Origin of the sequence: Pseudanabaenaceae cyanobacterium SKYG29, from assembly GCA_025055675.1 — a bacterium.
Lineage (GTDB): Bacteria > Cyanobacteriota > Cyanobacteriia > Pseudanabaenales > Pseudanabaenaceae > M5B4.
This window is the reverse complement of the sequence record JANWWT010000006.1, coordinates 38,830-59,433: the sequence shown is the minus strand read 5'-3', so window position 1 is coordinate 59,433 and position 20,604 is coordinate 38,830. Positions and strand designations below refer to the sequence as shown.

Genomic DNA, 20,604 nt, shown 5'->3' with positions numbered 1-20,604 from the left:
CCTTCGACTCGGGAGCCTCGTCGACCGATAGGGCGGCTTTACGTAGAGATTTTGTGATAAAGTAGCACCATGCTAGTCAGAGAAAGCAAACTCAAGGGCGCACAACCTCAGTATCAGGCTTTAGACGAAGCCATCCGTACCGCACAGTTTGTCAGAAACAAGTGTCTGCGCCACTGGATGGACAATCAAGGCGTCAACAAAGCACAGTTGTACAAGGTGTGCAAAGAATTAGCCCAAGCGTTTGCCTTTGCCAAGAAGTTAAACTCTACTGCTCGACAAGCTAGTGCAGAACGGGCATGGTCTGCTATCTCGCGCTTCTATATCCGTTGCCGCAATGGTGAGGCAAAGAAAGGCTATCCCAAGTTTCAGAAACACTGTCGCAGTGTGGAATACAAACAATCAGGGTGGAAACTATCACCTGACGGCATGAGTATCACCCTGACGGATGGTTTTCAAGGGGGCACGTTTGCCTTGTACTGCAACGCCGAGGCAAGAGCGGACATCTTGCGGTTCAAAATAAACAGAGTGCGGATTATTCGCCGTGCGGATGGGTATTATGCTCAGTTTGTTTTGGATGCCGATCGGCAAGAGTCAGTCCCCTATACGGGGCAGGTGATAGGGTTAGACTTAGGATTGAAGTATTTCTATGCCGACCAGCACGGTAACACGGTAGAGTACCACAAGTTTTTACGTCGTACAGAGAGGAGGTTAAAGCAGCAACAGAGGAGACTAAGTAGAAAGTACCGAAAAGGGAAACAACAAAGCAAGCACTACCACAAGCAGCGGAAGCGTCTGGGTAGGGTACATCTTAAAGTCCAACGCCAGCGTAAAGACTGGGCGATTAAACTCGCTCGGTGCGTAGTGATGTCTAACGACATCGTGGTGTATGAGGACTTGCAAATTAGAAACATGGTGAAAAACAGGCACCTAGCCAAGTCAATCCATGATGCAGCTTGGGGATTGTTCACACAGTGGCTGGACTATTTTGGCAAGCTGTGGCATAAGGTGGTGATTGCAGTGCCACCGCACTACACCAGCCAAGACTGCTCCGAGTGTGGGTATCGGGTGCAAAAGACGCTAAACACTCGCACCCATACTTGTCCTAACTGCGGGTTCACTGCTAACCGTGACCAGGCAGCAGCGATGAACATTGTCAAGAGGGGATTGGCGATGTTGGGTGCCAACGGTACCTTTGGGCAAAAGGGAACCGCCTTGCAAGAGGGAACGCTTGGGGAGATAAACACCGCTGCCAGGGAGGGGCAACCTGAACTGGTAAGTGTTGTCGCTGAACTAAGAACAAGAATCCCAGTGCTAAAGCACGGGGAGTATGTCAAAGTATAACAACGGCGGTAGGAGAGTAGAGATGGTAGCCCTCAAGCCAGGTACGGTGAGACGATTGCGGCAGATCAAACAAAGCCCCTTTGTCTGGGAAGGAGCGCGCTGTGGTGTAGCCATCAATCCCCGCCGCCTGGTTTCTAACGTAGTACCAATTATCCCTTCCCCCCTACAGCAGGATGTGGAATACATTATCTGGGCAGATGCTACTAATGGTGTTGTCCGCTCCGTATTTCTGGTGGAACCCAATGGGGGCATGGAAGTATTTGTCCGTTCTCTGTTACAGGCAATTGAATATCCCCAGGGCAATTTGCCACCCCTACGTCCCCAGAGGGTTATTCTGAACGATCGGCAAACCCAGTTTTACTTGCGGGGAATTTTGCAAACACTAGAAATTAGTGTCGAATACGCAGAAACCCTACCCCTAGTGGAAGAAATCATCAACAGCCTGAGGGAGCAAAACCCCCATATTGCTCCCCCTCTTCCCCCTGCCTTAGCCCCTACCCTCTATCTCAAAATCCTGCGCCTGTGGGAAGAAAGACCCTGGCACTATCTCTACGACCATCAAGTGCTTGAGGTACAACTCGATCGGTGGGATGTCTCTAGTTTTTATGTCACGTTCATGGGCAAACTGGGCTTAGAAATTGGTTTAATTTTTTACCATAGCCTAGACAATCTCAAGCAGTTTCGTCTAAACAGCATGGGGGAAGATATGGCCCATGCCTTTATGCAACAGGACTGTATATTTATGATCTTCAATCGGGATGAGGAAATAGAACCAGATATGAAGCAATTTATGCATAGTCTGGGCTGGACTCTGACTAACTATTATCCCCACTTTGGCGTTTTGCACCCTTTGGAAGGGGAGCGGGAGTTTTTGTATGAGGAAGAGGTGCTCGCCATCACTGCTACTATTGATGTACTAATTCAATTTTTCCGCCAGCATAAAAAGCAATTTCGCCATGACCAGTTCCCCCCCTTAACAGCTACCTACACCCCTAGTTCTGTACCTGATCCTACTCCTATCACCATTAGAACTTTGGTGGAAGAGGCAGCAGAAATTATGAGTTTTGTGCCAACTGAGGTTGATGAAACTAGCCTAATTGCCGAAGATATAATTCCCCATGGTAGTTTACTCAGGCTGACTTTTTTTGACGGCGAAACTTTGGAACTAATGCGTGCCATTGCCCCCCATAAGGTTGTTAAAAACATACAGTTACGGGGGAAAAGCCATCCCACTTTGCTGGTACAAAACACTAAGCCGGAAATTAATTCTCTAATCAGTACTTTAGAGGGGCAGAATAATTTGCAAGGTGTGGGTTTTATTACTCTTGAATTTAATGGTGATGTGGGATTATGGGTGACAGGTAATGGCAATATCTACCGCTTGGAAGCATTTACAGAGGAATGGCAGGCACATCCTGTATTTAAGCGCTGGAAACAGGAGTGTCAGGCGAACAACTGTTGTATCGTTTTGTTGGCAATGGGCTTGAAAGGTAAGGCGAAAGGGAACCCCCGTCCTAGCCATATTCTTGGCTACTATGAGGTTGATTGTATTAGCTCCAGTGACTTAACTGTGCAAATTGGCCGTAAGGGTGGTAAAAGGTTGTCGTGAATGTCTTGGTGGGCATTACTGGGAGTATTGCTGCCTACAAAACGGCAGAAGTAGTATCGCAATTGGCGAAACAACAGGTGCCTGTCCGCGTGATGATGACAGAAAAAAGTTGCGAGTTTGTCACTCCGCTTACCTTTGCCACGCTGTCAAGACAGGCGGTGTTTACCGATCGGGATTTCTGGCAGGCGCAGCACGGTCGTCCGCTCCATATCAGTTTGGGGGAATGGGCAGATGTAATTCTCATTGCACCTCTTAGTGCCCATACTCTGGCAAAACTATCCTTGGGTCTGGCAGATAATCTGTTACTGAATGTGGTGCTAGCTTCTAACTGTCCTGTCTTACTTGCCCCTGCTATGAATACCATCATGTGGTCACAGCCCATTGTGCAGGAACATCTCGCCAGATTAAAAGAAAGAGAGAGATTTGTGATTATTCCCCCCGCCACGGGCATCCTAGCCTGTGACACGATCGGGACCGGCAAAATGGCGGCACCCCAAACCATTTTGGACTATCTTATGTCTGTCAGGCATACAAAAGGCAAACAGGACTTGCTAGGTAAAAGGATTTTGGTGACAGCAGGGGGGACGCGGGAATACCTAGATGCTGTGCGGTTTATTGGCAATCCCGCCACGGGCAAACAGGGAGTAGCAATCGCCAAAGCAGCTCTCCACAGGGGGGCAGAAGTATCTCTCATTTATGCCAATCCCGTTGAAACAGTGCCAGAGTGTAAAACGATCGTTGTCTCTTCGGCGCTGGAGCTGGAACAGGTTTTGCAGGCAGAATTCCCCCACCACGACTGGTTGATCATGGCAGCAGCGGTTAGTGATGTCAAACCTCAGACCTGTGTCAATTACAAACTAGCAAAAGCGGAATTACCCGACTGTTTACCCCTAGTCCCAGTTCCTGATTTAATCGCTACTATCAGTCAAAACAAACGACCAGCGCAAAAAGTGATTGGTTTGGCAGCGCAAACAGGTACAGACGCAGAGATGATAGCGAAAGGCAGAGAAAAACTCCTGACCAAACAACTGGATGGCATTTTGATCAATGCTATCGATCGCCCCACAGGGGGGTTTGCTAGGGCAGAAAACGAAGGGATTTTCCTGGATTGTCACGGTCGTCAGAAGGTCTATCCGTTAGTATCCAAATTGGAAATAGGGCACCTTTTACTGGATGACATAAAAAATTTATGACAGCGGCGGCAGTGATTGGTTTACCTGGCAGCGGTTTGACACAACAGTGTTGGGAATGGTTAGCGGAGTTGCAGGCAGGGGGTGTTCCCCTCGATCGGGTCATTGTCCTCGTGCGCCATGGCAGTCAGGGGAGATGGTGGCGGCAGCAATGGCAGGAGCGCTATGGCTACAGCAGAGGCACGGTGCAGGTGTACGGTTTTGTCCCTTTTGTGCAGTCCCAATTGTCCCAGTTCTGGGTGGATGTTTGTCAAAGGCAACCTGGTCTGCCCACCACTTTTCAACCTGTATTTTTAACTAAAGATTTAACCCAATTTCTCCTAACTCAGGTATTTGATCAATGTCCTGATCATTTGGCGCGATTTCAGTCCTGCCCTCTGCCCCTGTACAAGATTGTTGACCAAATTGTCTCCGTTGGTTATGTAGCTAGCAGTAACTGTATTCCCTTAGCCACTGTGGGAGAACGATTAGCCACCGCTTGGACAAACCGCCAGGATAAAACCCACCAGCAGATGTTAGCTTCTCTCCCCTGTTGTCTGCACCGCCTGCGGGAGCTGGCTTTAACCTATCAGGTAATTGATTTCGGCTACCAGTGGCAACTGTTTGGCGAAGTTTTGCTCAAGGTCGATCGGTTTTGGCAGGGTTGGGACTACTTAATTGTTGATCAGGCAGAAGAAAGTAATGAGGTGCTACTACGCTTTTACCAGCAGGCACAACAACGGGGTAAAAATTTGTTCCTAGCTTACACTCTGGGAGGTGGTGCCAGTTATACCAGTGCCGATCGGGGAGTGGCTAATTTCATTTATCACAATATGTCTTACCAGTTTAACAATGATTACCCGGGCATGGCAAAACTGGGGATAAAAATCAGTGAAATCCTAGAGACAAATCTACGCATTCCTATCCCCCCGCCGCCACCGGAAAATTATCGTGATCGGGTATTTCTGCAGCAGGCTGACTCCTACCTAGGTGCTGCTGCCTTGACAATTGATACTGTCTCTGTTCTTCTGCAGCAGGGGGTGAAACCCGATCGCATAGCAATTATCCTGCCCAAGTTTGATCAGGTAGTGACTCAGCTGCTGCAACAAGCTGCCATCGGTGAAAGGTGCCTATTTTTGCAACCCTATGTGGCTTTTCTGCGCTACCCGATCGTGCAGGCAATGCTGACGGTTGCCCAATTGGTATATCGGGAGTGGCAACTATTTCCTACCCAGGCGGAAGTGCGGAATCTGCTCAGTATATGTCTCCCCACTGACCCCATTCGGGCTAGTTTACTAGCTAATACTTTTGACCGCACCACAGGGGAATTTATTGTGCTGCCCTCGTCCCGTATTCCCCATTCTGTCCTAGAGGAGTTTAATTACTTCCATAGCCGCCTGATTTCCTATCAGCAAGACCAGCCTAGATTGGATTGTCTCTGGGGCAATTTTATTAGAGAGTTTAGCCCTAATTTTCATATGCATCCCACTGACCGGTCAGTGCTCCGCAGTTTAATGCAGGCAGTACAACGGTTTTTTGACACTTTTCCCACTCTCAGTAACCTGGACTTTATCCAAATGCTCTGGTCAGGACAGACTCCTACGGTTTTCCCCCCCGTCGATTATGCTGATAAAATTATCGTAGCTACACCCCTGCAATTCCTCAAGACCGATCGGGAGACTGACTATCAAATTTGGTTTAATATTACGGGTAAAGAGTGGCGCAAACCCATTTGTCGGGAATTGTTTAATCCTGCGGTGCTCAGTGCAAATTGGCAAGGGGGAGAATATACGCCACTGATAGACCAACAACTACGTCGCCAGCGCCTTGCCCGTACGCTCCTCCATCTCTGCTGCCGCAATCAGAAACAAATTTACCTCATCAAAGCCGCTACCACTGTGAGCGGGGAAGACATTTATGGTGACCTGGATCAGGTAATTCGCCAAGCTGTGCTCAAGTTAGGATGAATTTCTCCAGGGCAACGGCGGCTCCCTCTTCTGTGATAGGGGGGGCTACCCAATCGGCTACTTGTTTTAGCTCAGGTGTGCCGTTCCCCATCGCTACCCCTACTCCCGCATATTTCACCATCTCTATATCATTGGCGTTGTCCCCGATCGTCATCACTTGGTGGGGTTGCCAGCCGTAGATTTGTTCGGCTAAGAACTGAACAGCAGTGCCTTTGTTCGCTTGGGGATGGGTGGCTTCAAAATAGCGGGCTTGGGAGCGGGTCAGGTATAGCTCATCCCGTCTGTAACGCTGTTGCATATCGCGGAGCAATTGGGCTACCCGCTCGCCCCTGTCAGCTAGGGCTAGGAGTTTGGTGGGGGGAGTCTGCTGTTGTAAAAAGGTTTTGAGACAACCAACGGGCACTACCGACACCTGGGAACGTTCGGCGTAGGCTTCACTCTGGGGATTGAGTGCTTCTACATAGAGTTGGTCGTCAATGTAAAGATGCACTACCACATCGGGATAGGAACGTAGGTCTTCTACCAGGCGCAGGGCGTAATCCGTACTCACAGGCAGATGATTGACAACTTGATTGGTCTGGGGGTCTTTGATCAGCGCTCCCTGGTAAGAAATTAACGGCACATCTGCCCCTACGGTCTGGTGAAAACGTAGTGCTGAGCGGTACATCCTGCCCGTGGCAATACCTACTTTGACTCCCCTTGCCTGCACTGCCTTGATGGTCTCCTGAAGGCGGGGACTGACGGTGTTATCCTCCCCCGCGATCGTGCCATCGATGTCTAAAACCACCAATTTAATGTCTAGCACTTTGCCCCCGTAATCGCTGCACATTCCTGGAGAAGCTGGCGCGCTACCTCCTTGGGTAGTTGGGACGATCGTTCTGCGGCTAAGCGGTAGAAGCGTTTGCCCTCCTCTATACTACCCTTTTGCCAGAGAATTTGCCCCTTCAAATAGAAGAGTTCGGGATTTTGGGGGGCAAGGGCAATGGCTTTATCCACTGCTTCTAGGGCGAGGTCAGATTTCTTGGCATCCCGATAGCCCAGGGCAATGCCCCGCCAGCGCAAGTATTCAGGTGCCGCCTGCCGTAGGGTATTGAGGGCTGCTTCCAAGTCCGCTAAGGGCAACACAGACGCCACTAAAATGTCCATGTATCCCTTGATCAGATTGAGTTCAGGGTCAGTGGGGTCAACCTCCTGGGCTTTGGCAATTTCCTCCAGGGCTTTTTGCAAAACAGCGATCGCTTGGGGTGATCCCTTGATTACTCCTTGGGTGGACACAATATGCCCTGCTTCCATGAAGAGACCAACCCCCGTGTAGAGATGCCCCCGTAGTTTGTCCCTAGGCAACAGTTTCTGGGCGTTATCCTTGATGCGGTTGGCGTAAACCAACATCCCTGGAAAGTCTTTCTCCAAATAGGCAATAGCTGCCCGCAGACTGTGGAGTAGGGGTTCATCGGCTTCCGTGCGCAGTGCCGTATCTACCTGTTTTGCCCCCGCCAGATAGTTGCCCTGTTGGAACAGGAGTTGAAAGGCTTTCTCCGTTTCGTTGCCGATCGGGCGAGGATTGGTGGTGCGAAAGGGATCACCTGCCCAGGCGGGTAAAGCCAGGAGAAGACAGGCTGTCCAAGCGAGAAAATGTCTATGGGTCATAGTGGGGGTCACTGGGTCACCAACATTGTAGTCGTAATTACTGCATTTTCTGTTCCTACGCCAGTGCCAATAATTCCTCTGCCATGTCAAAGTTGGTGGTGACAGTTTGCACATCCTCTAGGTTGTCGAGGGCATCGATGAGCTTGAGTAACGATCGGGCTTGGTCGCTGTCCGTCACTTCCACCGTGTTACTGGGAATCCAGCGCAACTCCGTTTGCAGAATCTGCCAGCCTAGGTTTTGCAAGTAGCGATTCACCTGTTCTAAGTTGGTGGCTGTTGTGAAAATCTCCACAACCGGTTCGTCGTCCTGCCAGGTGGTGTATTCATAGCTATCGGCACCCGCTGCCAGAGAGGCTTCCAGGATTTCTTCCTCCGTCATAGTGTTTTTGACGGTCACTACGCCGCGCTGACTAAAAAGCCAACTGACACACCCCGTTTCCCCCAAGTTGCCGCCGTATTTGTTAAAAGCAGCACGGATGTCAGCAGCAGTACGATTACGGTTGTCTGTCAGGGCTTCGATGATGATGGCGACTCCCCCCGGTCCATAGCCCTCGTAGCGGATGCTCTCCAAGTTTTCTCCCCCTGCCATGCCTGCGCCCTTGGCGATTGCCCGTTCAATATTTTCGTTGGGAATACCAGCGGCTTTAGCCTTCTCGATCGCAGTTCTCAGTTGAAAATTGCCAGCGGGGTCAGGAATCCCGTTGCGCGCAGCCACCATAATTGCCCTGGACATCTTAGCGAAGATTTGTCCCTTGGCGGCATCCACCTTAGCCTTGTGCCGCTTGATGTTTGCCCATTTACTATGTCCTGCCATAGTTTTTTAAGAATGTCTTAATATCTATTCAGGATCGTAAAGTTACCACAGTTGTTCAGCATTGGGAGATGATAATACCACCGCTATTTTAGAGAGCTTGCGGCAAAAGTATCGCCACATCGTTTTGGACTATTTTCACCGTAATACCGATCGGGCAGTCAAGGAATTTGCGGAGGAAGCCTTTGCCCACCATCTGGCTGTGAGTGACATCATTAAAATCCATGCGGAATTGATGGAAGACTTGGCACGCCAGTTGAAGATCGAGGGGCGGAACCCCGATATTTTGCTGGACTACCGCCTCACTCTTATTGATGTGATTGCCCACCTCTGTGAACGCTACCGCCGCTGCCTCAGAGATACTTAGGCTGCTGCCATACTGAGCACCCAGTTGACCAGAGTGCGCACAGGATAACCAGTCCCGCCGGGGTTGTTGTAGCCTGATTCCTTTTCTGTCCACACGGGACCCGCAACATCTAGGTGTGCCCAAGCGGTGGTTTTTTCCACAAATTGCTTGAGGAAGAGGGCAGCAGTAATGGCTCCCCCGTAGCGTCCCCCTGCGTTCTTGAAGTCGGCAATCATGGATTTCATGCCCTCAAAGTAGGGTTCCTCTAGGGGCATCCGCCAGAACTTCTCCCCCGCTAGTTTAGCGCTGGCTTCGATCTTTTGGGCTAGTTCATCGTCTGTAGACCACAAGCCACCTATGCTTTCTCCCAAAGCCACAATGCAAGCCCCCGTCAATGTCGCTAAGTCCACGATCGCTTTTGGCTCTAACCGATCGGCAAACACGAGGGCATCGGCCAGGGTAAGACGACCTTCGGCATCGGTGTTGTTCACTTCAATTGTTTTCCCATTAGAGGCAGTGAGGATGTCCCCTGGGTGGATAGCCCTGCCACTGATCATGTTTTCGCAGGCAGCAATGATGAAGTGTACTTCCAGATTGGGGGGATTGAGGGCCCCAATGACTTGGGCACAACCGAGGGTAGCCGCCGCTCCCGCCATATCCATTTTCATGGTTTCAATGCCACTGTTGCCTGTCTTGAGATTCAACCCCCCTGAGTCAAAGGTCAAACCCTTGCCGATAATTGCCAGTTTGGTGGGATTTTCCCCTTGCCTGTAGGTGAGGTGAATAAATTTCGGCTCCAAATCGGAGGCTTGGGCGACCCCCAAAAATGCCCCCATCCCCAATGCCTGGCACTGCTCCCGCTCCAAGATTTCCACTGTGAACCGATCGGGGTAGGTGTTAGCAATCTCCTGGGCAGTTTCGGCTAGTTTAGCGGGGGTAACAACGTTAGCAGGGGCAGAGACCAGTTCCCGTGCCAGAATGACCCCGTTGCAGATGACCCGTGCCCGCTCGATCGCTGCGTGGGCTTGACTTTCTAAAATATCAATTTTTTCCAGGGTCGGTTCCCCCTTATCTTTGTCTTCTTCCTTGGGTTTAGACTTGAAGCGTTTGTCCTGGTGTGCTGTCAGGAGTGCCCCCTCTGTGAGAATTTGGGCAGTGAGGTCAGCATCAGCATTGAAGGGGGGAAAACTTAGTGCCATGGTCTTACAGCGGGATTGGTTTGCCCAGCGGACTGCCTGGGCTACGGCTCTGCGCCAGGTATCTGTCGTGGCTTTGGCAGGGTCACCTAAACCAACTAGCATCACCTTTTTGACCGGGCTGTTGCTCCCTACCCGTCCCCCTACAGCACTGTTGACTTCCCCCTTGAACTTGTTTTCCGCTACTAATTCCTCGATCGTGTTCGCCAAAACCTCTTTATCCATCTCTAGGATATGGGCAGGGAGATCACCGCTGAACACCCCAAACACCAGCACGTCCCCCGACCAATCACGATAGCTATTTGCAACTGCACGAATTTCCATGTAAGCTTCTGTAGCAATTCCTGCCCTATTCTAGCTCATCCCTAGTGGCTGCCATAAAAAATGACGGCTCGATCGAGCCGCCCTCAGTTTCTGGGATGATTTTATTGCTAGCCTACTTTTTCCCCCTCAGCAGCGACTAGGTCTTGGTGGCGTTTGCGCAGAATTTCGGGATGTTCCAGGCAGTACTGCTGGAAGGCGGTAATTTCCACAGGGGGAGCGTTTTCGAGGTAGGCAACTTCTGCTTCCAGTTCTTCTACCTTTTCCCAGGCTTGAATGCATTCTGCAGAGTCAAATCCCTCTGCCTGACAGACGGATCGGGCTTCGGCGATAGCAGCTTGCAGTTGTCTGGTCAAGGCAACCGCCCTGGGATTTTCTAGGTAATCACCCCGTTTGAGGATGTCGCTCAAGGTCACCATGCCCAACAGCTTGCCCTGAATTACAGGCGCTACGCGAATGCGAGCATTGGCAAACAAGCGGGCAACATACTCTACCCCTAGGTCAGGATTGACGGTAATGCAGGGTTTGGTCATGATTTCATACACCCGCATTTTGTTGGGGTCTTTACCGTAGGCGACAACCTTGTAGACAATGTCGGTCTGGGTGATAATCCCGTAGGCATCGTCGGGGTCACGGACATCCACAATCAAGGCTCCTAGCCCCTTCAAGCGCATCAATCTGATTGCCTCAGCCACGGTAGCCGAACCTTTTACCAAGGGTACATCCTTGGTCATGATGTCAATTGCGCGTAACATAGTTGTTCTCCTTCTTAACTTAGTTCAAAGATTGGGGAGCATGGGTATAGCAGTTTTTCGGACAGATGCGGGCACAAGCTTGACAACCAATACAGAGTTCAGGATGAATGATCGTCATCACTTTGCGTTCGCTCTCTTCTTCGTCCTCATCGACAAATTCAAACTGGTCATTGACTGCCTGCAAGTGCAAGACATTCCTGCCACACACTTTCAAACAGCGACCACAACCCAAACAACGGGTGATGTCAATACTTTGGACAAATTGGGGAGTCCAGGTCTTTCCCCCTTGGGTCACTCCAGTTAGGTAAGACATAATCTATTCCTCTCATCGATTAGTAATTAATTGGCAAAAGGATAGTTAGGGAAATTGGGTTCAGCTGAGGGGGGATAGCGGGGGCAGTTGTCAAAGACTTTGACCCTAACATAACTGCTGAGATGGTCTGGTACTCTAATTTTTTGACCGCTAACTTCTACGAGCAAAACTGGATAGCGTTTGATTACAGTTATTTGCTTGCCTGGGATGATTCCCTGCTGGCGTAGCTCTGTTTGTTGTTGTTCGTCTGCTCTGGTAAAGTGCAGTATCTCTCCCCCTTCCCCTGGCTGTAACAACCGCAAGTTGGCAATCGATACAGTGCAGAACATGACCTTTCTCCTCACACTAGGTAGGCTTCCTGGTGGGTGCGAATTGTACAATCCGATCGGGGATAGGCAACACATAGTAAAACGAAGCCCTTGGCGATCTGTTCTTCGTCTAGGAAGTTCTGCTCTGATTGATCCACTTCTCCTTCGATGAGTTTGGCGACACAACTAGAGCAGGAACCTGCGCGGCAAGAGGACGGTAAGTCAATCCCCTGTTCTTCGGCAGCATCAAGGATGTAGGTGTTTTCATCGACAGGAAAGGTGACATCGAGATTGTATTTTTTGCTGATCAAATGCACTTGATAGGTGGTCATAGGTTTGTCCTCTATTGACTAGGGCATTGGTCGGGGGCAAAGGATTTGCCGCAACTACAACTGGCGGGATGGTGAAAGACAAAACCACTGTTAATCAACCCTTCTGTGTAGTCCAAGACGACTTCTTGGAAGTAGGGCAAGCTGGCACGATCGATGTAGATGGGCAAATTGGGAAAGGATTGACGCACGTCATCAGCAGTGGGGTTTTGGATGATTTTTAGGTCATAGGTGTAACCCTGACAGCCCCCTGGTATGGCGCGCAGGCGATAAGCCCGATCGGGCTGGGGCAGAAGTTCACGCAGTTTATTTTGGGCAGCGGGGGTAATCAACATAGTATTCCTCCTTTAGCAACTACAAATGGCTACAAATGGGACAGTGGGGTTCCCGGTAGGTGCGATATTTGTGGAAGGTAAGGGTGTCGAGCTGCATAACCAGCAGTTCCCCCACCAGGGGGGAGGCTAAACCAGTGACGAATTTGATCACTTCTAGGGCGGCCAGACAAGCCAGTGTCCCCGATACAGCACCCAACACGCCGAAGCCTCTTTTATCCCAAGCGGGAAATTCAGGATACAGACAACTGAGGCAGGGGGTTTTGCCAGGCACGATCGTCGTGAGATAGGCAGTCATACCATCCATGGCAGCCTCTACCATTGGTTTTTGTTGTTCTACACAGGTGAGGTTCAACAACGATCGTTCGTCAAAGTTATGGGCACAACTGACCGCCAGGTCACACTCCTTGACCAGAGGGCGGCGATTTTCTTCTATGAGATATTCGGGAATTGCTTCGATGACCACATCGGGATTGATAGCTTCCAGCGTGGTTTTTGCCCGCCAAATTCTGGGCTTGCCCACCCAATCATGGGTCATCAACACCTGGCGATTCATGTCATCTAGACGGAGATTGCCGCCCCGTACCAGAATCAATTTACCAATCCCTGCCACGGTCAAGTAGAGGGCGACCGTCCCCCCCAAACCGCCAACACCTGTAATCAGCACGGTTGTTTGTTTGAGTGCAAGTTGGGCAGTTTTACCAAAGCCTGGTAGCTGTATCTGCCGCCGATAGCGTTCCAGTTCTTGGGGGGACAGTTCCATTGTTATCTACTCCTCCTTGATCTCCGACAGTAGTACCACATGGGGAGCTTGTTCCTGAAACACCTTAAACAATTTTTGTTCAGGCGCAGAGGAAGTTAAAAACACCTCATAGGCAGTCTGTAATGCCGATCGGTAGCGCGCTAGCCGTTCCTGGGGGTCATTGATTTGCTGGTCAATTTCTTCCTTGAATAGGGAGAATTTGCGCAGGATATGCAAGCGGTTGACATTCACTACCCTAGGGTCGTAGGGGAGTTCTAAATACTCAAAGTATTGCTCCGCATCGGTGAGGCGGTTGAATTCCTCTAGGGTTTTCGTCATAGTTTAACCTCCCTTACCTTCTAATTCCGTAAGTTGCTTCTGCAAACAACTGATTTGATGGAAGATTTCGTAGGTTTGACTTGCCAGTTCCATCAGGTGTTCGTAGTTGGTTGGCAGTCCTTCCACCAGGTCGTGTAAGTCCATCTTCATCTGCCCTGCTTTGCTGTTCAGGCGACGAATCTGATTCCTTAACTCTTCGGCGCTAATCATGGTATTACGCTTCCGCAACTGCTGGAAATTTCTCCAAAAGAGCTACGCCCGATCGGATTAATTTTTCGCCTTCTTCTACCATCTGAGCGAGGCTGGTGAAACTGAAGCGCTGGGCATCTCTGAGGGTGCGGCAGACTACCAACAGTTTGCCACTGAAAACTAGTGCCCAACCAAAGCCTTCTTCATTCAAACTGATGACGACTTGGAGCAACTTGCCGGTCTGTTGTTCAATCACCCGGGCAACTGCGCCGTAGAAGAAGTGAATTCTACCTTTGGTGACGGGATCAACGGGTTCTTCTAAAGAGATTTTCCGTTTCTCTTCCTTGGTGAGGATGTAGGGCTGCAAAAGGCGCTCGTCACTCCACGATCGGTAGACACCATAGGGGTCTTGGGCGCGGAATTGGGCGACTAGGGCTTGCAAGAAGGGTGAATCAGTTACTACCGTTGTACTCATGGGTCATTCCTCCGTGAACTTGGGTTTGAGACCGAGAGCTTTGCGTAGCCAGGGGGGCGGGCTGGTTTGCAGGGTGTGCACAAGCCGATCGAGGGTAGAAATAATCCCTTCTTCCTCCGAGGGGGCTTTGATGGGGGTGATTCCCTTGTTGATCAAGCGGGCAGCAGCACTACCGCCAATGGCGGAAACATAGACAATCTTGCAGTCCTGACAGGATTCCAGAAAATCCAGTTTGGGTACTAATTTGTCCTCATTCCCGTCCTCTTGACCGAGGGGAAAATGATGGTGTTCTATCAGACGATAACCCTCCGGTGACACTTCATAGACTGAGAGAATTTCTGCCCAGCCGAAGTGAGCATTGATGTGTTGGTAGTCACTAGTAGCAAAGGCGATTTTCATAGTGGTTCTCCTTCAAACAAACTTCAATGACCTTCTGCCTCTAGGAACAGGTTGCTGATGTCAAACAACAACTGCATGGTGCCCCGATAACCGACGTAGGAACGTAAACCATTGCCCAGACGGTCAAAGATGGGGAAGCCCATCCTTAGCAGGGGAATGCCTAGGGCTTTAGCGATCGGTACGCCCCTGGAACTGGTAATCAGGAGGTCAGCGCCTGCACCGTGGGCTTGCAAGTCCCCTAAATCACCCACAATCACTGTTGCCGCCGGAATATGCTCTAGCTGCGGGGTACGGGTGGGAGAAACAGCTACCTGAATTTCCGCTCCCATACCAGCCAGGAAATGACTCATCACACTGAGTTGGTTTGGCTCTAGGGCAAGGGCAATCCGTTTGCCTGTGATGTAAAAGTGGGTGTCTAGCAGGGCATCCAGTAACTGCCGTCGTTGCCAACGATATAGCTCTGGCACAGTGTTCCCACTCCAGGTCATCAAACAGTGGATTAACCGATCGGTCGCTTCTAATCCCGTCACCCCCGCAAAAAGGGCATAGGGGACTTGGAATCGCTCCTGCCAGAGTTTGGCTGCCTGGCGCATAGTTTCCCCAATAGCAAGAACAAACGCCGATCGTCCTGCCTGTTGGATTTCCTCTACCGTCACACCTCCGGTTGATACACCTTGGTAGCTATCTGCCAAGTGCCCATCCATGGAAGTGGACAGGTCAGGAATGGCAATGGGGGTCAAGCCCATAGCAGCAACTAACTGTTTGAGGTCAGCTACCTCCCCTGGGGTCAAATCCGAACCTAGGAGCAGTGTTACTTGCCGCGGATTGAGGGCACCTGCCTGGGGCAGAGTTTTTACGATCGCTTCCACCACCCGACTATAGCCGTCGGACAGAGAGCCACAGAAATCCGGTGTAGAGACGTAGAGGACAGGGATAGGAAAATTACAAGTCTTGAGAATACCTGCCACATCCTCCCCCCGTACCTCTGACAGAGCCGTAGAACACAACCCAATCAGTTGGGGTTTAGCCTTTTCCAGCAGTACCTCAATACTCTTTTTGATGTTTTCTTCCCCGCCCAGAATGGTGGAAACTTCCGTGAGTGCCGTGGTGGCTAAAGGAACAGATTCCCGAAAATGGCGTACCAACATGACCTTGGCAAAGGCAGTGCACCCTTGGGAACCATGCAGGAGGGGAATTGCTCCCTTGATACCGAGAAATGCCAGGGATGCACCCAAAGGCTGACTCAGTTTGAGGGGATTGGTGGCTACAGGTTTTACTGTTGTTACGACCTTACTCATAATCCACCTCCCAGGGAGCGGGCTGACGTATCTGTCGCCAAATGGGGCTATACATAGCGTTGGTCAGTTCCCTTGCCAAGGTAACCATACCTTTGTAGCCGGCATAGCCGATATGGCGCTCCTGATTGATGTCGAGGAAAGGAATTTTGGCTTTGAGAGCAGTGTATTGGTTTCTGCCGCCGGCAATGAGCATGTCAGCTTTAGTCCGCTGAATCACATCCAGCAATGCCTGTGCCCCTTCTCCTTCCATCATGATGCCGTCTTCTCCCAGCAGTTCTTTGATGCGGGCTTTGTCCTCCGCCGTACTTTTCCTGGTACTGGTAGCCACTACTTTTATGCCCAAATCCTGAGCAGCAGAGATGACCGACCAACTCTTGACCCCCCCTGTGTAGAGCACGACTCGCTTGCCCTGCAACTTAGCTCGATAGGGAGCCAATTCCTGTTCCAGTTTCTGGGTTTCAGCAGCAATCAAAGCCTCCACTTTGGCAGTGAGTTCCTCTGACTGAAAATGGCGGGCAATCTGCCGCAGGCAGTCGTTCATATCCCGAATGCCATAGAAAGAACATTCAATGTAGGGAATGCCATACCTTTCCTGCATTTTGCGCGCCACGTTCAACAGCGCCTTGGCACAGATCACCAGATTGAGGTGGGCACGATGGGCATAGGTGATCTCTTCGTAGCGAGCATCCCCTGTCATTTTAGCCAGGACTTGAATGCCCAACTGTGCAAACAGGGGTAACACATCCCATAATTCCCCTGCGATGTTGTATTCGCCGATCAAGTTGATGGCAAACTGCCCTACTGTCGGTGGTTCCCCTGTGCCAATGACATAGTCCAGCAGCGCTTCCCCTGCTAGGCGATTGCCCAGATTTTTACTGCCCACAAACCCAGGGGCTAACACAGGGATGACAGGTAAACCTAGCTTTTCCCTTGCTGTTTGACACACAGCTTCCACATCTTCCCCTGTAAGGGCAGGCACACAGGTGCAATAGACAAAAATTGCCGCCGGTCTATGGTTCTGGGCTATCTCTTTAATGGCTTGGTAGAGGCGTTTTTCGCCGCCAAAGATGATGTCCTGCTCACTTAAATCTGTCGTGAACCCTGTTTTGAACAACAATGGTCCCGAAGATAGGCTCCCCCTTGTCCCCCAGGAGTTACCCGCACAAGCGATCGGTCCGTGCACCAGGTGGGCAGCATCCGTAATCGGTACTAGGGTGATACTAGCGCCGTCGAAAGCACATCCCCCCTGGGCAGCACCTGGTTTTGCCTGTTGACTGCAACTGCGGTTCTTTTTATCGCCGTGGTGGTGATTGTGGGCGCAGGCAGGTTCAGTGAGGAGTTGATTGATTTTAGCTTGCAACATATCACGCCTCCAGATAGGCACTGACATCTACTTCCAAAACCATGAGGTACTCCAGGGCACGCATCCGCAGGGCAATTATTTCGCCATAGAGGGGATTGAGGTGACAAAGGGGCGGGATGTGAAGGCGATACTTGCCCAGATGGAAAGTACGTTCCAGGGGACAATGACTGGGAATCAACCGACAAATCCAGTGAGCTATGACCGATCGGTGTACCTGTAGACTGTTAATGGCTTGCCGCAGGGGATGGAGCCAATCTCTGGGGGCATCTAAAACGAGGGTATGCATGGCGGTAACTCCAAGAAAATGTGGTTCCCCATCCCCTGGTTGGAGTCTGGGGAACGCGAACTTAGCGAATCAAATCAAAGGAGATGTCGGTCTTGGCAGGGATAATCGTCTGCCGATCGAGTTCATCCAGCACGGTGTTGACAATCCAGTTGAGCAGGTTAATCGCCCCCTGGTAACCCAAGGTGGGATAGCGATGCCAGTGATGGCGATCGAAGATGGGATAGCCAATCCGCACTAAAGGAGTCTTCGTATCCCGCCAGAGGTATTTACCGTAGGAGTTGCCAATCAAGAGATCGACGGGTTCGGTAAACAGGAGCGATCGTAGGTGCCATAGGTCTCTGCCGCCCCAGACGGTTGCTTCACTGCCGTTGGGATAGCTAGCTAGTAGCTCCTTAGCCTCCTGCTCAAACAAGTCATTGCTGTTGGTGACAACAATATGCACTGGCTCCATCCCCATCTCCAGGGTGAAGGACAGGAGAGAGAGAACTAAATCGGGGTCACCATAGATGGCAAAGCGTTTGCCGTGCAACCAGGCTTGGGAATCCGTCATAGCATCTACGGCTCTGCCCCGTTCAATCTCTAACTCCTGGGGAATTGGCTTACCTGTGAGTTCTGACAGTTTCATCAAGAAAGCATCTGTGCCTTTGATGCCAAAGGGACGCAAGACATAGGTTGGTTGCTGCCATTCCGTCTGAATGAAATCCCTGGTTTTTTCCGTGGAGTAAGCTTGCAGAGCGATCGTGCCTTCCGCATTGATGGCATCAGCGGTTTCTGCTAGGGTCGTTCTGCCGTTGTACATCACATACTCCCCGTTATTGGGCGAGTCAAAGGAATCAGAGTTATCCGCCAAGATGGTGTGGGGAATACCCATCAAGGTTAGAATCCGCCGCAGTTCACGGTTGTTAGTGATGTAGGTATCAAAACCAGGAATGAAATTCCACTTGCCATTACTCCCCGTTTTTTCCCCTCCCAGCTCTAGGAGAATGCCCTTAAGCATATTGTCATAGCCCGTAATATGGGAGCCGACAAAGCTAGGGGTATGGGCATAGGGCACATGGAAATCCTTGGGAATCGCCCCTTCGTTTTTCGCTGTGGTGATGAAGGCACCCAAGTCATCCCCGATGACTTCCGCCATACAGGTGGTGCAGAGAGCAATCATCTTGGGTTTGTAGAGGGTATAGCAGTTTTGCAGACCCTCGATCATGTTCTTCAGACCACCGAAGACAGCAGCATCTTCTGTCATGGAGGAAGACACAGCGGCAAAGGGTTCTTTGTAGTGACGGGTCAAATGGGTGCGGAAGTAAGCCACACAACCTTGGGAACCATGCACAAAGGGCAAAGTCCCTTCAAAGCCAGAAGCAGCAAAGATGGCACCCAGGGGCTGACAGGCTTTGGCAGGATTGACGGTAAGAGCCTCCCTAGCGAAGTTCTTCTCCCGATAATCCCAACTCTTTGTCCATTCCACTACCCGCTGTACTTCTTCGGGGCTGTGGCAATTTTCAAACTCCCGCTTGCGTTGAAATAGTTCCTGATATTCAGGTTGCTGAAACAGGCGGACGTGGTCGTTGATTTTGTTGACATCCTGAGACATGGTTGTTCTCCTGCTAGATGAAATAGTTAGGCAGTTTTCCAGGGTGCGCGCACCAATCCCCAAGTGGGGCTGTTGAGGGCTAAATCCATATCTCTAGCAAAGACAGCGAAGCCGTCATAGCCGTGATAGGGACCGGAGTAATCCCAGGAGTGCATCTGCCGGAAAGGTAAGGCCATCTTTTGGAAGACGTATTTTTCCTTAATGCCAGAGGCGATCAGGTCGGGTTTGAGTTTGCGCGCAAATTCCTCAAACTCATAAGCAGTGACATCATCATAGATGACTGTACCGGGGTCGGTGTAGTGAGTAGTACGTTGGTAGTCGTCATTGTGACCGAACTCATAACCTGTTCCGATTACTTCCATGCCCAAATCCCTAAAAGCAGGAATGACGTGGCGGGGACGCAGACCACCTACCATCAGCAGTACTTTCTTACCTTCTAGGCGAGGACGATACTTGGCAATCACTGCGTCAGCTTGGGGTTGGTACTTGGCAATTACCTCCTCTGCCTTGGCTTGAATCGTCTCATCGAAGAAGGCAGCAATTTTGCGCAGGGAGTTGGCAATTTCCGTCGGACCAAAGAAGTTGTACTCCAACCAGGGAATACCATACTTCTCCTGCATGTGCTGACAGAGGTAGTTCATCGATCGGTAGCAGTGAATCAAGTTGATCTTGGCACGGTGAGATAGTTTCACTTCATGGAGTGTGCCATCGCCTGAGAATTGGGAGATCACCCGCAATCCCATCTCTTCCAGCAAAATGCGCGACGACCAGGCATCACCACCGATGTTATAGTCACCAATGATGGACACATCGTAGGGAGAGGGAGTAAATCCTAGCTCTTCATTGGAGAGTTTGTCGGTCTTGGCAAATACCCAGTCCCGCACAGTGTCGTTAGCAATGTGGTGACCTAGGGATTGGGAGACACCCCGGAAACCTTCACAGCGTACTGGCACAACCGGCTTGCCAATCTGCTTGCTCTTCTTCTTGGCGACAGCTTCAATATCATCCCCAATCAGACCGATCGGGCATTCCGATTCAATGGTAATCCCTTGGCTGAGGGGAAAGAGGGTTTCTAGCTCATCGATGAGTTTATCCAGTTTTTTGTCGCCGCCAAAGACGATGTCCCGCTCTTGGAAGTCGCTGGTAAACTGCATTGTGCCGAAGGTATCTACCCCCGTTGTACCGATGTAGTAGTTCCTCCGTCCTGACCAGGAATAGTAACCGCAACCAACTGGACCGTGGCTGAGGTGAATCATGTCCTTAACAGGGCCCCAGACCACCCCTTTGGCACCCGCATAGGCACAACCCCTGGTGGTCATCACACCTGGAATGGATTTGATGTTGGATTTCACACCGCAGTCGGACTTACCTTCTTCCGTGACGTTGAGGTGTTTTTCCCGCTTCTTGCGTGCCTTCTCAGGATAGGCTTCTAGCACCTCGCGAATGATTTGCTTTTTTTCTTCCTGGGTAAAAGTCAT

The 20,604-nt window shown here is 50.8% G+C and carries 24 protein-coding genes; 5 read left to right on the top strand and 19 right to left on the bottom strand.

What is annotated here, in order from left to right:
- The first annotated feature begins 69 nt into the window (after nucleotides 1-69).
- Genes NZM01_10360 through NZM01_10345 form a run of 4 tightly spaced genes read left to right on the top strand, consistent with a single transcriptional unit; the run spans nucleotide 70 to nucleotide 6,086 of the window.
- Nucleotides 70-1,341 (top strand): transposase, encoded by a 1,272-nt coding sequence (locus NZM01_10360; protein MCS6960434.1) that lies wholly within the window; start codon nucleotides 70-72, stop codon nucleotides 1,339-1,341.
- Complete coding sequence (locus tag NZM01_10355) at nucleotides 1,328-2,950, top strand: hypothetical protein (GenBank protein MCS6960433.1); 1,623 nt, start codon at nucleotides 1,328-1,330, stop codon at nucleotides 2,948-2,950. Before NZM01_10360 ends, NZM01_10355 begins: the two co-directional genes overlap by 14 nt.
- Nucleotides 2,947-4,143, top strand: a complete 1,197-nt coding sequence (gene coaBC / locus NZM01_10350; protein ID MCS6960432.1) for a bifunctional phosphopantothenoylcysteine decarboxylase/phosphopantothenate--cysteine ligase CoaBC — start codon at nucleotides 2,947-2,949, stop codon at nucleotides 4,141-4,143. The genes NZM01_10355 and coaBC overlap by 4 nt, the downstream gene beginning before the upstream one ends.
- Nucleotides 4,140-6,086 carry a hypothetical protein gene (locus NZM01_10345; GenBank protein MCS6960431.1) on the top strand — a complete coding sequence of 649 codons (1,947 nt, stop codon included), beginning with the start codon at nucleotides 4,140-4,142 and terminating at the stop codon, nucleotides 6,084-6,086. The genes coaBC and NZM01_10345 overlap by 4 nt, the downstream gene beginning before the upstream one ends.
- Here the strand turns inward: NZM01_10345 and NZM01_10340 are convergent.
- The 3 genes from NZM01_10340 to NZM01_10330 are packed head-to-tail and all read right to left on the bottom strand — an operon-like array spanning nucleotide 6,073 to nucleotide 8,547.
- A complete protein-coding gene (locus NZM01_10340; GenBank protein MCS6960430.1) occupies nucleotides 6,073-6,891 on the bottom strand; it encodes a Cof-type HAD-IIB family hydrolase in 819 nt (272 codons plus the stop codon). The genes NZM01_10345 and NZM01_10340 overlap by 14 nt on opposite strands.
- Nucleotides 6,885-7,733, bottom strand: coding sequence for a tetratricopeptide repeat protein (locus tag NZM01_10335; GenBank protein ID MCS6960429.1), 849 nt, complete (start codon nucleotides 7,731-7,733; stop codon nucleotides 6,885-6,887). Before NZM01_10335 ends, NZM01_10340 begins: the two co-directional genes overlap by 7 nt.
- A 55-nt stretch (nucleotides 7,734-7,788) precedes the next feature.
- Nucleotides 7,789-8,547, bottom strand: coding sequence for a YebC/PmpR family DNA-binding transcriptional regulator (locus tag NZM01_10330; protein MCS6960428.1), 759 nt, complete (start codon nucleotides 8,545-8,547; stop codon nucleotides 7,789-7,791).
- A gap of 61 nt (nucleotides 8,548-8,608) precedes the next feature.
- Between NZM01_10330 and NZM01_10325 the strand changes: the two genes are divergently transcribed.
- Nucleotides 8,609-8,911: a circadian clock protein KaiA gene (locus tag NZM01_10325; GenBank protein ID MCS6960427.1), complete on the top strand. Its 303-nt coding sequence runs from the start codon at nucleotides 8,609-8,611 to the stop codon at nucleotides 8,909-8,911.
- Here NZM01_10325 and NZM01_10320 read toward each other — a convergent pair.
- The 16 genes from NZM01_10320 to nifD form a co-directional block, all read right to left on the bottom strand.
- Nucleotides 8,908-10,410: a leucyl aminopeptidase gene (locus tag NZM01_10320; GenBank protein ID MCS6960426.1), complete on the bottom strand. Its 1,503-nt coding sequence runs from the start codon at nucleotides 10,408-10,410 to the stop codon at nucleotides 8,908-8,910. The genes NZM01_10325 and NZM01_10320 overlap by 4 nt on opposite strands.
- A gap of 107 nt (nucleotides 10,411-10,517) precedes the next feature.
- Complete coding sequence (locus tag NZM01_10315) at nucleotides 10,518-11,162, bottom strand: CBS domain-containing protein (GenBank protein MCS6960425.1); 645 nt, start codon at nucleotides 11,160-11,162, stop codon at nucleotides 10,518-10,520.
- A gap of 19 nt (nucleotides 11,163-11,181) precedes the next feature.
- The gene (gene fdxB / locus NZM01_10310) at nucleotides 11,182-11,475 is read right to left on the bottom strand and encodes a ferredoxin III, nif-specific (protein MCS6960424.1); all 294 of its coding nucleotides are present in this window, start codon (nucleotides 11,473-11,475) and stop codon (nucleotides 11,182-11,184) included.
- 26 nt (nucleotides 11,476-11,501) lie between these two features.
- The gene (locus NZM01_10305; protein ID MCS6960423.1) at nucleotides 11,502-11,804 is read right to left on the bottom strand and encodes a ferrous iron transport protein A; all 303 of its coding nucleotides are present in this window, start codon (nucleotides 11,802-11,804) and stop codon (nucleotides 11,502-11,504) included.
- Between the two features lie 11 nt (nucleotides 11,805-11,815).
- Complete coding sequence (locus NZM01_10300) at nucleotides 11,816-12,115, bottom strand: 2Fe-2S iron-sulfur cluster-binding protein (GenBank protein MCS6960422.1); 300 nt, start codon at nucleotides 12,113-12,115, stop codon at nucleotides 11,816-11,818.
- Nucleotides 12,116-12,126: 11 nt separating this feature from the next.
- Nucleotides 12,127-12,447: an iron-sulfur cluster assembly accessory protein gene (locus tag NZM01_10295; GenBank protein MCS6960421.1), complete on the bottom strand. Its 321-nt coding sequence runs from the start codon at nucleotides 12,445-12,447 to the stop codon at nucleotides 12,127-12,129.
- A 19-nt stretch (nucleotides 12,448-12,466) separates the two neighbouring features.
- On the bottom strand, nucleotides 12,467-13,207 hold the full coding sequence (locus NZM01_10290) for a HesA/MoeB/ThiF family protein (protein ID MCS6960420.1): 741 nt from the start codon (nucleotides 13,205-13,207) through the stop codon (nucleotides 12,467-12,469).
- Between the two features lie 6 nt (nucleotides 13,208-13,213).
- The gene (gene nifW, locus NZM01_10285; protein MCS6960419.1) at nucleotides 13,214-13,525 is read right to left on the bottom strand and encodes a nitrogenase-stabilizing/protective protein NifW; all 312 of its coding nucleotides are present in this window, start codon (nucleotides 13,523-13,525) and stop codon (nucleotides 13,214-13,216) included.
- 3 nt (nucleotides 13,526-13,528) lie between these two features.
- Nucleotides 13,529-13,753: a CCE_0567 family metalloprotein gene (locus tag NZM01_10280; protein MCS6960418.1), complete on the bottom strand. Its 225-nt coding sequence runs from the start codon at nucleotides 13,751-13,753 to the stop codon at nucleotides 13,529-13,531.
- A complete protein-coding gene (locus tag NZM01_10275; protein ID MCS6960417.1) occupies nucleotides 13,740-14,189 on the bottom strand; it encodes a NifX-associated nitrogen fixation protein in 450 nt (149 codons plus the stop codon). The genes NZM01_10280 and NZM01_10275 overlap by 14 nt, the downstream gene beginning before the upstream one ends.
- Before the next feature lie 3 nt (nucleotides 14,190-14,192).
- Nucleotides 14,193-14,588 carry a nitrogen fixation protein NifX gene (gene nifX / locus NZM01_10270; GenBank protein MCS6960416.1) on the bottom strand — a complete coding sequence of 132 codons (396 nt, stop codon included), beginning with the start codon at nucleotides 14,586-14,588 and terminating at the stop codon, nucleotides 14,193-14,195.
- Nucleotides 14,589-14,611: 23 nt separating this feature from the next.
- Nucleotides 14,612-15,886: a nitrogenase iron-molybdenum cofactor biosynthesis protein NifN gene (gene nifN / locus NZM01_10265; protein ID MCS6960415.1), complete on the bottom strand. Its 1,275-nt coding sequence runs from the start codon at nucleotides 15,884-15,886 to the stop codon at nucleotides 14,612-14,614.
- Nucleotides 15,879-17,249: a nitrogenase iron-molybdenum cofactor biosynthesis protein NifE gene (gene nifE / locus NZM01_10260; protein ID MCS6960414.1), complete on the bottom strand. Its 1,371-nt coding sequence runs from the start codon at nucleotides 17,247-17,249 to the stop codon at nucleotides 15,879-15,881. The genes nifN and nifE overlap by 8 nt, the downstream gene beginning before the upstream one ends.
- A gap of 1 nt (nucleotide 17,250) precedes the next feature.
- Nucleotides 17,251-17,535, bottom strand: a complete 285-nt coding sequence (locus tag NZM01_10255; protein MCS6960413.1) for a Mo-dependent nitrogenase C-terminal domain-containing protein — start codon at nucleotides 17,533-17,535, stop codon at nucleotides 17,251-17,253.
- A gap of 61 nt (nucleotides 17,536-17,596) precedes the next feature.
- Nucleotides 17,597-19,126 (bottom strand): nitrogenase molybdenum-iron protein subunit beta, encoded by a 1,530-nt coding sequence (gene nifK, locus NZM01_10250; protein ID MCS6960412.1) that lies wholly within the window; start codon nucleotides 19,124-19,126, stop codon nucleotides 17,597-17,599.
- 26 nt (nucleotides 19,127-19,152) lie between these two features.
- Nucleotides 19,153-20,604 (bottom strand): nitrogenase molybdenum-iron protein alpha chain, encoded by a 1,452-nt coding sequence (nifD, locus tag NZM01_10245; protein MCS6960411.1) that lies wholly within the window; start codon nucleotides 20,602-20,604, stop codon nucleotides 19,153-19,155.